We start from the raw sequence: 14876 nt of genomic DNA, 5'->3' as shown, positions 1-14876 counted from the left end.
AAGCTGATGCAGCAACATGGCGGCAAGGCTTAATTCAGCACTGGCATGGCTTGATCTGTTCCCCGGCGAAGGCCGGGGTCCAGGCGTCATGGCAACTGGACCCCGGCCTTCGCCGGGGAACGGTCTTGGCCAACTTGTTTGTTCCTAATTTGTTCAGTGGCGGTTATAGGCGGATGTCATGCTAACCTCGCTCGCCATCCGCAATGTCGTGCTGATCGAAGCGCTGGACCTGGAGTTCGGCGCCGGCCTGTCCGTGCTGACGGGTGAAACCGGCGCGGGCAAATCGATCCTGCTCGACTCGCTGGGCCTGGCGCTGGGTGCGCGGGCCGATAGCGGGCTGGTCCGCAACGGCGAAGCGCAGGCGAGCGTCGTCGCGGCCTTCGAACCGCCCGCTGCCTCCACCCGCGTCGCCCTGCTGCTCGCCGACAATGGCATCGATATGGAGCCGGGCGAGCCGCTGCTGATCCGCCGGCTGGTAAAGGCCGATGGCGGCAGCCGCGCCTTCATCAACGATCAGCCCTGTTCGGCCGCGCTTCTGCGCGACATTGGCGGATCGCTGGTCGAGATCCACGGCCAGCATGACGATCGCGGCCTGCTCAACCCGCGTGGCCATCGGGCACTGCTCGACAGCTATGGCCGGTGCGATGCAGGCGCAGTCGCCACCGCCCATGCTGGATGGCGCACCGCTGCCAATGCGCTGGCCGCCGCCCGCGAGACGGTGGACAATGCCGCGCGCGACCGCGACTATCTGACCCATGCGGTCGAGGAATTGCGCAAATTCGCGCCCGAACCGGGCGAGGAAGCGACCCTCGCGGAAGAGCGGGCGGCCATGCAGAAGGGCGCACGGCTGACCGACGACCTGAGCGCGGTCAGCGATTGCCTGACCGGCTCCGACGGGGGCCTGGCCCAGTTGCGTCAGGCCGCGCGCCGACTCGATCGCATCGCAGGTGAGGAACCACTGCTCAACGCCGTGCTAGAGGCGCTGGATCGCGCGGTCGTCGAAGCGGGCGAGGCGGAGGATCGTCTGGCCGAAGCCGCCGAGGCGCTGAGTTTCGATCCCGCCCGGCTCGATTCGATCGAAACCCGCCTGTTCGACCTGCGCGGCCTGGCCCGCAAGCATCAGGTGCAGCCCGACGATCTGGCTGCCCTGCGCGACGAGATGGCGGCCAAGCTGGCCGCGATCGAGGGCGGGGAAGAGCATATCGCAGCGCTGGAAAAGGATGTGGCGGGCAAGGCCGACGCCTATCGCGCGGCGGCGCAGGCGTTGTCGGCCGAGCGGCAGCTGGCCGCCGGGCGCCTCGACGCTGCGGTTGCTGGCGAACTGGCGCCGCTCAAGCTGGACGCCGCACGGTTCCGTACCGTCGTCGCGCAACTGGATGAAGGCCAGTGGAGCGCGCAGGGCATGGACCGGGTCGAGTTCGAGATTTCGACCAACCCCGGCGCGCCCTTCGCGCCGCTGGCGAAGATCGCGTCGGGCGGTGAATTGTCGCGCTTCATCCTGGCGCTCAAGGTCGCGCTGGCGGAGCGGGGCGGGGCGGACACGCTGATCTTCGACGAAATCGACCGGGGCGTGGGCGGCGCGGTGGCCGATGCGATCGGCGAGCGGCTGTCGCGGCTGGCGCAGAGCAACCAGATATTGGTCGTCACCCACAGCCCGCAGGTTGCCGCGCGCGGCGCGAGCCATATGCTGATCGCCAAGTCGAGCGACGGGACGGTGACGCGTACGGGCGTCCATGCCCTGAGCGAAGCCGAACGGCGCGAGGAAATCGCGCGCATGTTGTCGGGTGCGGAAATCACGGCGGAAGCGCGGGCGCAGGCGGAGCGACTGCTGGAAGCGTGACACCACCCTCCGTTCGGTTCGAGCTTGTCGAGAACCATCGCGCAGGGTTCTCGACAAGCTCGAACCGAACGGGAATGATAGGTCTATGACCCATAACCGTAGAGACATGCTCGGCCTGACCGCCGCCGCGATCGCCGCCAGCGCCATTCCGGCCGCCGCGCAGGAGGCCAAGCCCCGCTACGGCCTGATCGGCCAGATGCTCAGCGCGCCCGGCCAGCGCGACGCGCTGGTCGCGATCCTGACGGCGGCGACTGGCGGGATGCCCGGTTGCCTGTCCTATGTGGTGGCGCTGGACACGGCCAATCCGGACGCGATCTGGATTACCGAAATCTGGGACAGCCGCGAAAGCCATGCCGCTTCGCTCAAGCTGCCTGCCGTGCGCTCGGCTATTGCGAAGGCGCGGCCGATCATCGCCGGCTTCCCGCAGCATTTCGAAACGGTGCCGGTGGCGGGGGTGTGAGTTCAATATGTTCGCGCGGAGACGCGGTGGCGCGTAGATTTTGAGAAGGGGATGAACTTATTTATATTCGTCATCGCGAGCGTAGCGTGACGATCCATGGAGAGCTACGTGGATCGCCACGCTACGCTCGCGATGACGGGGTGGAGCTCGCATGCCACCACGCTCTAAACCGCCTCTTGAAACTCTCCGCGTCTTCGCGGCTCCGCGTAAACTACTCCCGCTTTCGCCGCAGCACGACAGCGGGTAAGGCATCCCCATGACCGACCCTGCGACCCTCTCCGAAGCCCAAGCTGCCAACCGCCTGATGCGCCTTGCCAAGGAGGTGGCGAAACATAACCGCCTCTACCATGATCAGGACGCGCCGGAGATTAGCGACGCCGACTATGACGCGCTGATCCGCGAGAATAATGCGCTGGAGGCGACCTTTCCGCACCTGATCCGCGCCGATTCGCCCAATGCGCAGGTGGGTGCCGCCGCCACATCGGCGCTGAAGAAAGTGCCCCATGCCGTCCGCATGATGAGCCTGGACAATGGTTTTTCGAACGAGGATATCGGCGAATTTCTGGCCCGCGTCCGCCGTTTCCTGGCTCTGCCCGACGACGCGCCGCTGGCATTGACCGCCGAGCCGAAGATTGACGGCCTGTCCTGCTCGCTGCGCTATGAAAAGGGCGCGCTGGTGCTGGCCGCGACGCGCGGGGACGGGACGACGGGAGAGGACGTCACCGCCAATGTCCGCACGATTCCCGACATTCCCCAGCAATTGACCGGCCCGAACATCCCCGACCTGTTCGAGGTGCGCGGGGAGGTCTATATGGCCAAGGGCGATTTCGTAGCGCTCAATCAGCGCCTGCTTGCCGAAGCCGACGACCCCGAAAAGGCGCGTCAGTTCGCCAACCCGCGCAACGCCGCCGCCGGATCGCTGCGCCAGAAGGACGCCATCGTCACCGCCGCCCGCCCGCTACGCTTCCTGGCCCATGGCTGGGGTGCGCACAGCGAAGTGCCCGCCGACACGCAGCTGGGCGTGATGCAGGCGATCGCCAGCTGGGGCCTGCCGGTGTCGGACATGCTGGCCTGCGTCGACAGTCTCGACGCGCTGATTGCCCATTATCGCGGGATAGAGGCGGCGCGCGCCGAACTGCCCTTCGACATTGACGGGGTGGTTTACAAGGTCGACCGGCTCGATTGGCAGCAGCGGCTGGGCTTCGTGGCGAAGGCGCCGCGCTGGGCCATTGCGCATAAATTCCCTGCCGAACGGGCGCAGACCACGCTGGAGGCGATCGACATTCAGGTCGGCCGCACCGGCAAGCTGACCCCGGTGGGCCGCCTGACACCCGTGACCGTGGGCGGCGTGGTCGTCTCCAACGTGACGCTGCATAATGCCGACGAGATTGCGCGGCTGGGCGTGCGTCCCGGCGACCGCATCGTCGTGCAGCGCGCGGGCGACGTCATCCCGCAAGTGGTCGAAAATCTGACCCGTGAGGAAGCGCGCGAACCCTTCCCGTTCCCGACTCATTGCCCCGTCTGCCAGTCCGAAGCGGTGCGCGAGGAAGAGGAAGTCGATTTTCGCTGCACCGGGGGCCTCATTTGCCCGGCCCAGCGGTTCGAGCGGCTGCGCCATTTCGTGAGCCGCGCCGCGCTGGATATCGAGGGGCTGGGGGAAAAGTCCATTCAGGAATTTATCGACCTGGGCTGGATCGCCGAGCCGGCCGACATTTTCCGCCTGAAAAAGCATCGACCCGACCTGATCGGCCGCGAAGGGTGGAAGGAAAAGTCGGTCGACAATCTGCTCGCCGCAATCGAGGCGAAGCGGGCGCCGGACGCTGCAAAGCTGCTCTTCGGCCTTGGCATCCGCCATGTCGGCGCGGTGACGGCGCGGGATCTGCTCAAGCGCTACACCAGGCTGCCGGCGATCCGCGCGATCGGCGAAGAGATTATCGCCCTGCGCGCCGCCGCCGATCCGGCGGAGACGCAGGCCAAGCGCGACAAGGCGATCGCCGAACATATCGGCGTCGAAAATGTCGGGAGCGCGGTCGGCCACGCGCTGGCCGACTTCTTCCACGAACCGCATAATGTGGAAGCGTGGGAGGATCTGCTGCACGAGGTGTCGCCGCCCGATTATGTGGTCGAAACCACTGCCAGCGCCGTGACCGGCAAGATCGTCGTCTTCACCGGCAAGCTGGAGACGATGAGCCGCGACGAGGCGAAGGCGCAGGCGGAGCGCCTGGGCGCTAAGGCTGCCGGCTCCGTCAGCGCCAAGACGGATCTGGTCGTGGCCGGCCCCGGCGCGGGCAGTAAGCTGAAGCAGGCCGCCGCGCTGGGGATTGAGGTCATCAGCGAAGAGGCATGGGCGGAGATCGTGCAGGCGGCGGGGTAACATCATGACGTTCCCCGGCCTGCGCCGGGGAACAGTGCCTACATCCCGCTCACTGCCAGCCCCGCCACGGCGCAGATCGCCAGCACCGTCATCACCCCGCGCTTCGCCACGAAGATGAGCAGCGCCGCGCCCAGTGCGATGGCGGCGATCCGCCAGTCCAGGCTGGTCCAGTCCGGCCACCACAGCCTGACCGGCCCGGCGGCCACCCGTTCCCCGCGCATGAACAGCACATGCAGCGCGAACCAGACGGTCAGGTTGCCGATCACGCCCACGATCGCGGCGGTCAGCGCGGCCAGCGCCCCTTGCAGGCGCGGCGCGCGCTCCAGCCGCTCCATCCACGGCGCGACGCTGAAGATCCACAGGAAGCAAGGCGCGAACGTCACCCAGGTCGTGAGCAACCCGCCCAGCAATCCCGCGACCAGCGGCGTGAACGGCGCCGGCGCCCGGAATGCGCCCAGAAAGCCGACGAACTGCGTCACCAATATCAGCGGTCCCGGCGTCGTTTCGGCCAGCCCCAGCCCATCGGTCATCTCGCCGGCCGAAAGCCAATGCATCGACTGCACCGCCTCCTGCGCCATATAGGCCAGCACCGCATAGGCGCCGCCAAACGTCACCACCGCCAGTTGCGAGAAAAACAGGCCGATCCTCCACAGCACATGATCGGGGCCGAGCGCCAGCAGGATCGCCAGCATCGGCGCGGCCCATATCGCGATCCATATCGCGATCGACCGCAGCGTCTGCGCCCAGGGCAATGGCCCGACCGGCGTGTCGCTCGCCGCCTTGCCATGGGCATGCAGCCAGTCCGGCCGTACCCGTGCCAGCAGGAAGCCGATCGCGCCCGATCCCAGCACCACCAGCGGGAAGGGCAGGTTGAACAGGAAGAGGCCGAGGAAAGCGGCGAAGGCCAGCGCGCGTTTGAACCCGCTGTCCAGCGCGCGCCGGGCGATGCGGATCAGCGCCTGCACCACGATGGCCAGCACCGCCGCCTTGATCCCCAGAAACAGCGCCGCCACGGGCTTCAGGTCCGCGGCAAAGGCGTAGAGCATCGACAGGCCCAGCATGATCGCCGCGCCGGGCAGCACGAACAACAGGCCGCACACAAGCCCGCCGATCGTGCCGTGCATCCGCCACCCGATCCAGGTCGCCAGCTGCTGCGCCTCCGGCCCCGGCAGCAGGTGACAGACATTGAGCGCGCGCAGGAAGGCGCCTTCCTCAACCCATTGCCGTTCCTCCACCAGTTCGCGGTGCATCAGCGCGATCTGACCCGCCGGCCCGCCGAAACTGATCAAGCCGATCCGCCCGAAGACTCGGAATAATGTCGATAAATCCGGTTGCGACACGCACGTCCCCCTTGGGCCGGATACGCCAAGGCGCGCCAAAGGCCCGATACAGCCGCAATGCTTGGGCGGGGAACGCCTGAACGGGAGATTGCCTTACCCCGTGCACGCATCATGCGATGATGCCGGGACAGGGGCAAGCGGGGATTTCAGGCGGCCAGCGCGTCCGTTCCGTCATGGGCGCGGCGCGCGGCCATGATGTCGCCGACATGGCTTTCGGCCCAATGGGTGATCTGGTCCAATATGCCGATCAGCCCGCCGGCCAGCGGCGTCAGCCGATATTCGACCGTCACCGGCACGGTGGGGAAGGCGGCGCGGCTGACCAGACCGTCGCGCTCCAGGCTCTTCAACGTCTGCGACAGCATCTTTTGCGAAATCGCACCGATCCGCCGCCGCAGGTCGTTGAAGCGCACCGGCCCGTCCTTCAGTGTCAGCATCACCAGCACCGCCCATTTGTCGCCGATCCGATCCAGCACATGGCGGGTCGGACAGTCGGGATTATAGGCATCGCCGATGCGGGGCGGGGGCAAGTCCAGGGTGGAAAGCATGGGGGTGGTTTCCTGCGCGTAACCAGGTGATGGCGAAGTGCCTTCTTGCGACCATGATATCGCAATCGCTATCTGGTTTCCATCAGTAACCATCCTATGGAGATTGGAAGCATGAAGGTAGCGATCATCGGCGGCACCGGCCGCGCCGGCACGGAAATCAGTGCGGAACTCGCGCGGCGCGGGCATCAGGTGACGGCCATTTCCCGCCATCCCGAAAATGCGGTCAAGGTTGACGGCGTCACGGCGGTTGCCGGCGATGTGCAGCACACCGACGCGCTGGTCGAAGCGATCAAGGGCCATGATGTGGTGGTCAGCGCGGTCATGTTCTCCGACACCGATCCCACCTCGCTGGTCGGCGTCGTGCGCGATTCCGGCGTGCCCCGCTATCTGGTGGTCGGCGGCGCCGGCAGCCTGGAGGTCGCGCCGGGCGTCGCCCTGATCACCACCCCGGAATTTCCCGAAGCGTACAAGGCCGAAGCGGGCAAGGGCGCGGATTTCCTGACCTATCTGCGCGGCGTGGACGACATCGATTGGACCTTCCTCTCGCCGTCCGCTTATTTCTTCGTCGGCGATCGCAAGGGCAGCTTCCGCCTCGGCAAGGACGAACTGCTGGCCGATGCCGATGGCAATAGCAGCATTTCCTACGCCGACTATGCCATTGCGCTGGTCGACGAGATCGAGACGCCCAAGCATAGCAAGGCGCGGTTCACGGTCGGGTATTGAGGCTCTTCCAATTCCCCTCCCGCTTGCGGGAGGGGCAGCGAGACTTGCGCGCGCAGCGGGTTAGTCGCAGCGGGGTGGGCAATCGCGACGTCCTGCCCACCCCCTAGCCCCCTCCCGCAAGCGGGAGGGGGAATTCAGATTTTAAGCCGCGCCTTCCAGCTTGTCCTGCGTCTTCGTGTCGAAGTCGCTTGCGGCGTGGCGTTCGTGCAGCTGCTCTTCCAGCGGCCCGTTCGCCTTGTTGACCATGCGGCCGCGCTTCACGGCGGGGCGGGCGTCGATCTGTTTGGCCCAGCGTAGCAGGTTGGTGTAGCTGCCCGCGTCCAGAAACTCCGCCGCGCCATAGGCCCGCCCCAGCACCAGCCCGCCATACCAGGGCCAGATGGCGATATCGGCGATGCCGTATTCCGCGCCGCCAACATATTCATTGTCCGCAAGGCGCTTGTCCAGCAGGTCCAGCTGCCGCTTCACTTCCATGGTGTAGCGGTTGATCGGATATTCGTATTTCTCCGGCGCATAGGCGAAGAAATGGCCGAAGCCGCCGCCCAGCAGCGGGCCGGCGCCCATTTGCCAGAACAGCCAGTTCAGCGTCTCCGTACGGCCGGCCGGATCGGTCGGCAGGAATTTGCCGAACTTCTCCGCCAGATAGAGCAGGATGGAGCCGGATTCGAACACGCGCTGCGGCGGCGATACGCTGCGGTCCAGCAGGGCGGGAATCTTGCTGTTGGGATTGATGTCGACGAAATCGCTGCCGAACTGGTCGCCATCGCCGATCTTGATCAGCCAGGCGTCATAGTCGGCGGCGGACACGCCCGCCTCCAGCAATTCCTCCAGCAGGATCGTCACCTTCTGCCCATTGGGCGTGGCGAGCGAATAAAGCTGAAGCGGGTGATCGCCGACCGGCAGTTCCTTGTCATGGGTCGGGCCGGCGATCGGCCGGTTGATGCTGGCGAAGGGGCCGCCAGCCTCCTTGTCCCAGGTCCAGACTTTGGGCGGGGTATAGGTGTCGGTCATGCGGGCTGGCTCCGATAAGAGGATGTGGCCCGCAGGTAGGAAGCGGCCCCGTCGCCCGCAACCAAGCCCCGCTCAACTATCCATGATTATTTCGAAACCGTTCGGACTGTCAGCACGCTGATCGCCGATTGGTGGACGATGGCCGACGCATTGGACCCCAGCAGCTTGGACGAGAGCGAGGGTTGATGCGACCCGATGACGATCAGGTCGGCGCCGCGCCGTTCCGCCTCGATCAGCACTTCGTCGCGCACGCGGCCGCGCCGGGTGAAGATCTGCGTGCGGGCCGGGTCCAGTCCCGCTTCATCCGCCCATGCCTGCATGGCGGCCATCGCTTCCTCTTCTTCCCGCTCGTCGAAATCGATCGCCAGCAGCTCCGAATAGCGGGTGGGCAGATAATAGCGGACATAGAGGATGTGGACGGTACCGGTGGTGCCGGCAATTTCAGCCGCGCCGGCAATGGCGGCATGGGCCAGGTCCGGATTGTTGACATCGACGGCGGCCAGGATCGTGGCGTAGGGCATCATCCTCTCCTTATGCTTGTGTCCCCCTCAACCGGCGACACGCGCGAGCGATGCGCCTGTCATCAAAGATTCCCGAAGCGATATATATAAGGAATAGCCGCAATATCCGCGCAATCCGTCGCGCGGCGGATGACGATGGCGGGTGCCGCGCCTATCTGCGGCGAAGTGCTGGCACCGGGTCGGAACGGGCAGGAAATTTTTCCGCTCCCTCGCCCTTGACCGGTGGAATAGTTTTTCCATATGCATGCCGCTAGCACTCCTGCTCAGTGAGTGCTAACAAAGACAGGTTCATCGGGAGAAGGACAGGCGGACAGGGTGGTTTGGAGCGCGACTCCAATGGCCCATCCGCTGCGCCCCATCCCAAATCACGCCAGGGAAAGGCACTCAACATGGCATTCCGCCCATTGCATGACCGCGTTCTCGTCCGCCGCATCGAAGCGGAAGCGAAGACCGCCGGTGGCATCATCATCCCCGACACCGCCAAGGAAAAGCCGCAAGAAGGCGAAATCGTCTCCGTCGGTTCGGGCAGCAAGGCCGAAGACGGCAAAGTGACCCCGCTGGACGTCAAGGCCGGCGATCGCGTGCTGTTCGGCAAGTGGTCGGGCACCGAAGTCAAGGTCGACGGTGAAGACCTGCTCATCATGAAGGAATCGGACATCCTGGGTATCGTTGCCTAAAAACGGCAGCGGCATCGTGGCGTAAAGCTGCGAACCGGATATCCATTCCCGATTTCGGCGGAAATTCGCGCCCAGTGACGGTGTGAACTTCGCAAATTTTGCAATTCTCAAACGAAGGTAAAAGATCATGGCAGCGAAGGACGTAAAGTTTTCGCGTGACGCTCGTGAGCGCATCCTGCGCGGCGTCGACATCCTGGCCGACGCGGTCAAGGTGACCTTGGGCCCGAAGGGCCGCAACGTCGTCATCGACAAGAGCTTCGGCGCGCCCCGCATCACCAAGGACGGTGTTTCGGTCGCCAAGGAAATCGAACTGAAGGACAAGTTCGAAAACATGGGCGCCCAGATGGTGCGCGAAGTGGCTTCGAAGACCAACGACATCGCCGGTGACGGCACCACCACCGCGACCGTGCTGGCCCAGGCCATCGTGCGCGAAGGCATGAAGTCGGTTGCCGCCGGCATGAACCCGATGGACCTGAAGCGCGGCATCGACCTCGCCGTCATCAAGGTCGTCGAAGACATCAAGTCGCGTTCGAAGCCGGTTTCGGGTTCGGCCGAAGTCGCCCAGGTCGGCATCATCTCCGCCAACGGTGACCGTGAAGTCGGCGAGAAGATCGCCGAAGCCATGGAAAAGGTCGGCAAGGAAGGCGTCATCACCGTGGAAGAGGCCAAGGGTCTCGACTTCGAACTGGACGTCGTGGAAGGCATGCAGTTCGACCGCGGCTACCTGTCGCCCTACTTCATCACCAACCCGGAAAAGATGGCTGTAGAGCTGGCTGATCCGTACATCCTGATCCACGAAAAGAAGCTGTCGAACCTTCAGTCGATCCTTCCCATCCTGGAAGCCGTCGTTCAGTCGGGCCGTCCGCTGCTTATCATCGCGGAAGACATTGAAGGCGAAGCGCTGGCGACCCTGGTCGTCAACAAGCTGCGCGGTGGCCTGAAGGTCGCGGCTGTCAAGGCGCCTGGCTTCGGCGATCGTCGCAAGGCGATGCTGGAAGATATCGCTGTCCTGACCAAGGGCGAAGTGATTTCGGAAGACCTGGGCATCAAGCTTGAGTCCGTCACGCTCGGCATGCTCGGCACCGCCAAGCGCGTCACCATCGACAAGGACAACACTGTCATCGTCGACGGCGCTGGCGACAGCGATTCGATCAAGGGCCGCACGGAGCAGATCCGTTCGCAGATCGAAAACACGACCAGCGACTATGACCGTGAAAAGCTTCAGGAACGTCTGGCGAAGCTTGCTGGCGGCGTGGCCGTCATCAAGGTCGGCGGCGCGACCGAAGTGGAAGTCAAGGAACGCAAGGACCGCGTCGACGACGCCCTGCACGCCACGCGCGCAGCCGTCGAAGAAGGCATCGTCCCCGGTGGCGGTACGGCTCTGCTGTACGCAACCAAGGCGCTGACCGGTCTGACGGGCGTCAATGACGACCAGACCCGCGGCATCGACATCGTCCGCAAGTCGCTGACCGCTCTGGTTCGCCAGATCGCCAGCAACGCCGGTCATGACGGCGCCGTCGTTTCGGGCAAGCTGCTGGATCAGGACGACACCTCGTTCGGCTTCAACGCTTCGACCGACGTGTACGAAAACCTGGTCGCCGCCGGCGTCATCGACCCGACCAAGGTCGTGCGCACCGCGCTCCAGAACGCTGCCTCGGTTGCTGGTCTGCTGATCACCACCGAAGCGGCCGTTTCGGAACTGCCCGCCGACGACAAGGCGCCGATGGGCATGCCCGGCGGCGGCATGGGCGGCATGGGCGGCATGGACTTCTGATAGGAAGTTCGACCCCGGCTCAGGCTGGGGTCGCATGTCACCAGGTGCAAGCCTGACAGAAAAAGCCGGTGGAGCGATCCACCGGCTTTTTTCTTTCCTACAGCGAACTGGGCTGACATGCTGCGCGTCTAGCTGGAGGATATATGCTATCGCTGACGATCGCTCTGCTGCTGTCGGCAACGCCGGCGGCCGCGTCCGAGCCACTGCCGTTACGCCGCTATTTTGCGCCGCAGACCGCGACGCATGATTGCGGTTTCCAAATCATACCGTTGGTCAATGAAAATGGACTGACTGCGGACGCGATTCTGCTGGCCAGCGCGCAGGAGCCATCGCTCCTGATCCCACGCACCGATGGCGCCACGATCCTGCGTTTTACATGGCTGCGCAGCTTTCATGCCCCCATCATCATTCGGCTGACCGTGCCGCGTCGTGGCAAGGGGCAGGTCGATATGATCCGCTTTTCCGGGCTGGGCGGCTATGACTATGGTCAGGTGCAGGATCGCAAAAGCCGCAGGGTGGCGCAGGAAGAGGTCGCCGATTTGCTGGTGGCTGCTGATGCCAAATCACTGATGCCCGCCAAACCCTTTTGCGGTCCGCCTGGCGCGGACGGCGCAAGCTGGCTGATCGAGCGCAGTGACGCAGGCGGGCATCATTTCGCTGAGCGACATTCGCCGCGCAATGGCCCCGTCAAGGATATCGGCATGGCACTGATCAGGCTGGCGGGACTGGAGGGCGAGGACATCTACTGACTTGTGCGGGTAACGACCATCATCGGCAATTCCGCCCGCACTTCGAACCCCAACGAGCGATACAAAGCGATCGTCTTGTCATGCGCGGCATAGGCGTGGAGGAAGGGCGTCTCACCCCTGTCCAGCATCGCCTGCGCCACCACCCGCATCAGCGCGCCGGCCAGCCCTCGGCCGCGCCAGTCGGGGTGGGTGCACACGCCGCTGACTTCGGTAAAGCCGGGCAGGCGCATCCGCTCGCCGGCCATGGCGACCAGTCGGCCTTCGTCCCGCACGCCGATGAAGCGCCCCAGCCTGTGGGTATGCGATCGGAACGGGCCGGGTTTCGTCAGCAGCGCGAGGTCCAGCATGTCCGCTGCATCGCTTTCGTCCAGCGGCACCCAGGCGGGCGGGGGCGCGGTAGCGGGCGTAACGGATGGCGCGACCATTTGCGCCAATGTGGCGGTGCGGGCGACATGGACGCCGGGCGGTGGCGTGATCGCATCTTGGCCGAGTAGCCATAATTCGTCATCCGGCGGGACCAGCGCGGCGAGCGCCCGGCGACTGGTGTCGCTGCCGTCCACCGCTGCGCCGAACGGGCCATGCAGGGAATCGAGTCGGCGGGCATGATCGTCGCCCTGCGCCAGTGCGGACCAGCCATGGGCCAGGCTATGCCAGATCGGGTGGCCGAGCGGGTGGATGATGCGGCTCCTCGGCATTGCGATGGGGAAGAGGAGGGCGGCCTATCATGGCATTTTGATTGCGACAATATTGTCACCGCGACACGACGCAGCATGTTGGATTCCGTAGGTGTCCGGGCGATCGGCGGTCGAATTGCCAATAGATCGTTTACCAAATGGCAATGCTGATCTCCGATAAGGTACAGCACGTGTCCCGGCCACTTCACTTTTTGCGCGATCAGTTGCGCATGCGCTTCGCGCCAGCAACCCAGCAAAGCGCTGAGGTGAAGGACAATCTCGTCAAGGCGCTATATGCGTCGCCGGCCTCTTTGCTCAGCGGCGCGATTTCCGGTGGATCGCTGGGGCTGGTCGTCGCCTATTCGGCGCGACTGACGCCCATAACCGTTATTTCGGTGCTGATCCTGGTCGTCGGGATCAGCCGATCCATTTCTGCCGTCTATTTCCAGCGGCAATTGGCGCACAAGGATGATCTGGCCAGTCCGATCTGGGGCGCGGCCTATGAGCTGGGCGCCTGGGTCTATGCCGCGCTGCTCGGCCTGCATTCCTTTGCGACGCTGACGATGACGGATGCCGCCAGCCTGCATGTGCTGAGCGTCGGCATGGTCGCTTCCTATGCCGGCGGCATTTCCGGGCGCAATGCGGGGCGGGTCCATGTCGCGGTGGGGCAGACCTGCTTTTCGCTGATGCCCACATCGCTGGGCCTGATCCTGGCCGGCGGACTTGGCTATATCGTCCTGGGCGTACTGTGCTTCCTGATGATCTTTGCCATGGCGGAAATCACTAAGACGACCCACAATATCGTTTTGCAGGCGCTGCTGGCGAAAAATGAAAAAGCGCTGCTGGCGCAGAAGTTCGAACGGTTGGCGCGCTATGACAGCCTGACCGGTGTCGAAAACCGCATGGCCATGCAAATGCGGCTGCGCGACCTGTTCGAACAGCGGAGTTCCGATCAGGAGGCGATGGCGATCCTGTGGATGGATCTGGATCGCTTCAAGGAAATCAACGACTCGCTCGGCCATATCGTGGGCGACCAGCTCTTGTGTCAGGTGGCCGAGCGGGTGACCCATGCGCTGGCCGGTCGCGGACATGTGTCGCGCTTTGGTGGCGACGAATTCATCATCATCTGTCCCTATGCCGACCGCGTCGTCGCCGAATCCGTGGCGTCGGACGTGATGCAGGAATTTTCGAGCGAGTTCGAAACGGGCGGTTACTCGCTCACCGTAACGGCTTCGATGGGCATCGCGGTGGCACCGGCCGACGGCCGCGACAGCGACGAACTGCTCCAGCATGCCGATCTGGCCCTCTATCAGGCCAAGCATGGCGGGCGTAATCGGCATAGCCGCTTCGACTGGTCGATGAAGGAACGGCAGAACCGTATCTACGAACTGGAAGTCGGGCTGCGCGCCGCGCTCGCCAATGGCGACCTGCGGCTTCATTATCAGCCGATCTTCAACAGCGAGACGGGCCGCATCGTCATCTGCGAAGCGCTGATGCGCTGGGACCATCCCCGATTGGGACCGATATCACCGGGTGAATTCATCCCCATCGCGGAAAGCAGTTCGATGATCGAGCCGATCACGACCTGGGCGCTGGAACGGGCCTGTCTGGATGCGATGGAATGGGATGATGATATCCGCGTCGCCGTCAACATCTCGCCCGCGCTCATCAAGAGCGACGGGCTTTCGCGCTCGGTGATGGCCGCGTTGCTCAAGGCTGGAATGCGAGCACGGCGGCTGGAACTGGAAGTGACCGAATCGACCTTCCTGGAAGATGATGGGCATACCCATCTGATCCTGGCGGAAATGCGTCGGATCGGCCTGCGACTGGCGCTCGACGATTTCGGTACGGGCTATTCCTCGCTGGGATCGCTGCGCTCGCATGCGTTTGACACGATCAAGGTCGACCAGAGCTTCATGCGCGGGGTTGGCGAAAATCCGCGCGATCGCGCCATCGCCCAATCCGTCGCCTATCTCGCGCGCTCGCTCGACGTGGAAACGGTCGCGGAAGGGATCGAGACGGAAGAGCAGTTGCGCTACGCCCGCGAAGTGGGCTTCACCAATGTTCAGGGCTTTGTGCTGGCTCGGCCGATGCCTGCCGATGCGCTGCTGGAATTGATGGCGCAGATGCGTTCGGACGGGCCGGACATGGTCGGGCTGATGCGTCAGCGGCGCCTCGCCTGAAGCGC

General features: G+C 64.6%; 13 protein-coding genes. 8 read left to right on the top strand and 5 right to left on the bottom strand.

The genetic code is table 11. The annotated features are described in order from the left end of the window. Positions 1 to 178 precede the first annotated feature (178 nt). The 3 genes from recN (at position 179) to ligA (ending at position 4674) form a co-directional block, all read left to right on the top strand. Entirely contained in the window at positions 179 to 1840 is a 1662-nt protein-coding gene (gene recN, locus F4U94_RS18540) for a DNA repair protein RecN (RefSeq protein WP_120250476.1), read from the top strand. An 85-nt stretch (positions 1841 to 1925) separates the two neighbouring features. Next, positions 1926 to 2300, top strand: a complete 375-nt coding sequence (locus F4U94_RS18535; RefSeq protein ID WP_120250475.1) for a putative quinol monooxygenase — start codon at positions 1926 to 1928, stop codon at positions 2298 to 2300. Between the two features lie 256 nt (positions 2301 to 2556). Continuing rightward, on the top strand, positions 2557 to 4674 hold the full coding sequence (gene ligA, locus F4U94_RS18530; RefSeq protein WP_120250474.1) for an NAD-dependent DNA ligase LigA: 2118 nt from the start codon (positions 2557 to 2559) through the stop codon (positions 4672 to 4674). 38 nt (positions 4675 to 4712) lie between these two features. On the opposite strand, the gene chrA is transcribed toward ligA, so the two are convergent. Both chrA and F4U94_RS18520 read right to left on the bottom strand, forming a co-directional pair. Beyond that, entirely contained in the window at positions 4713 to 6014 is a 1302-nt protein-coding gene (gene chrA, locus F4U94_RS18525; RefSeq protein WP_120250473.1) for a chromate efflux transporter, read from the bottom strand. Between the two features lie 146 nt (positions 6015 to 6160). Continuing rightward, positions 6161 to 6559 carry a winged helix-turn-helix transcriptional regulator gene (locus tag F4U94_RS18520; RefSeq protein ID WP_120250472.1) on the bottom strand — a complete coding sequence of 133 codons (399 nt, stop codon included), beginning with the start codon at positions 6557 to 6559 and terminating at the stop codon, positions 6161 to 6163. Positions 6560 to 6670: 111 nt separating this feature from the next. On the opposite strand from F4U94_RS18520, the gene F4U94_RS18515 reads away from it, so the two are divergent. Continuing rightward, complete coding sequence (locus F4U94_RS18515) at positions 6671 to 7282, top strand: NAD(P)-dependent oxidoreductase (RefSeq protein ID WP_120250471.1); 612 nt, start codon at positions 6671 to 6673, stop codon at positions 7280 to 7282. A 141-nt stretch (positions 7283 to 7423) separates the two neighbouring features. On the opposite strand, the gene yghU is transcribed toward F4U94_RS18515, so the two are convergent. Both yghU and F4U94_RS18505 read right to left on the bottom strand, forming a co-directional pair. Beyond that, entirely contained in the window at positions 7424 to 8293 is an 870-nt protein-coding gene (gene yghU, locus F4U94_RS18510; RefSeq protein ID WP_120250470.1) for a glutathione-dependent disulfide-bond oxidoreductase, read from the bottom strand. A gap of 86 nt (positions 8294 to 8379) precedes the next feature. Beyond that, a complete protein-coding gene (locus F4U94_RS18505) occupies positions 8380 to 8814 on the bottom strand; it encodes a universal stress protein (RefSeq protein WP_120252101.1) in 435 nt (144 codons plus the stop codon). A gap of 389 nt (positions 8815 to 9203) precedes the next feature. Between F4U94_RS18505 and groES the strand changes: the two genes are divergently transcribed. The 3 genes from groES (at position 9204) to F4U94_RS18490 (ending at position 12014) form a co-directional block, all read left to right on the top strand. Next, entirely contained in the window at positions 9204 to 9491 is a 288-nt protein-coding gene (groES, locus tag F4U94_RS18500) for a co-chaperone GroES (protein WP_004211301.1), read from the top strand. A gap of 127 nt (positions 9492 to 9618) precedes the next feature. Further along, positions 9619 to 11265: a chaperonin GroEL gene (gene groL, locus F4U94_RS18495; RefSeq protein WP_120250469.1), complete on the top strand. Its 1647-nt coding sequence runs from the start codon at positions 9619 to 9621 to the stop codon at positions 11263 to 11265. 143 nt (positions 11266 to 11408) lie between these two features. Further along, positions 11409 to 12014, top strand: coding sequence for a hypothetical protein (locus tag F4U94_RS18490; RefSeq protein ID WP_120250468.1), 606 nt, complete (start codon positions 11409 to 11411; stop codon positions 12012 to 12014). Here F4U94_RS18490 and F4U94_RS18485 read toward each other — a convergent pair. After that, on the bottom strand, positions 12008 to 12709 hold the full coding sequence (locus F4U94_RS18485) for a GNAT family N-acetyltransferase (protein ID WP_232016002.1): 702 nt from the start codon (positions 12707 to 12709) through the stop codon (positions 12008 to 12010). The genes F4U94_RS18490 and F4U94_RS18485 overlap by 7 nt on opposite strands. A 209-nt stretch (positions 12710 to 12918) precedes the next feature. Here F4U94_RS18485 and F4U94_RS18480 point away from each other — a divergent pair, with 209 nt between their 5' ends. Further along, entirely contained in the window at positions 12919 to 14871 is a 1953-nt protein-coding gene (locus F4U94_RS18480; RefSeq protein ID WP_249042087.1) for a putative bifunctional diguanylate cyclase/phosphodiesterase, read from the top strand. Positions 14872 to 14876 lie beyond the last annotated feature (5 nt).

Origin of the sequence: Sphingobium limneticum (genome assembly GCF_008710155.1) — a bacterium.
Taxonomy (GTDB): Bacteria; Pseudomonadota; Alphaproteobacteria; order Sphingomonadales; family Sphingomonadaceae; genus Sphingobium; species Sphingobium limneticum.
The sequence above is the reverse complement of the archived record's forward strand: the minus strand, read 5'-3'. Positions and strand labels throughout refer to the sequence as shown.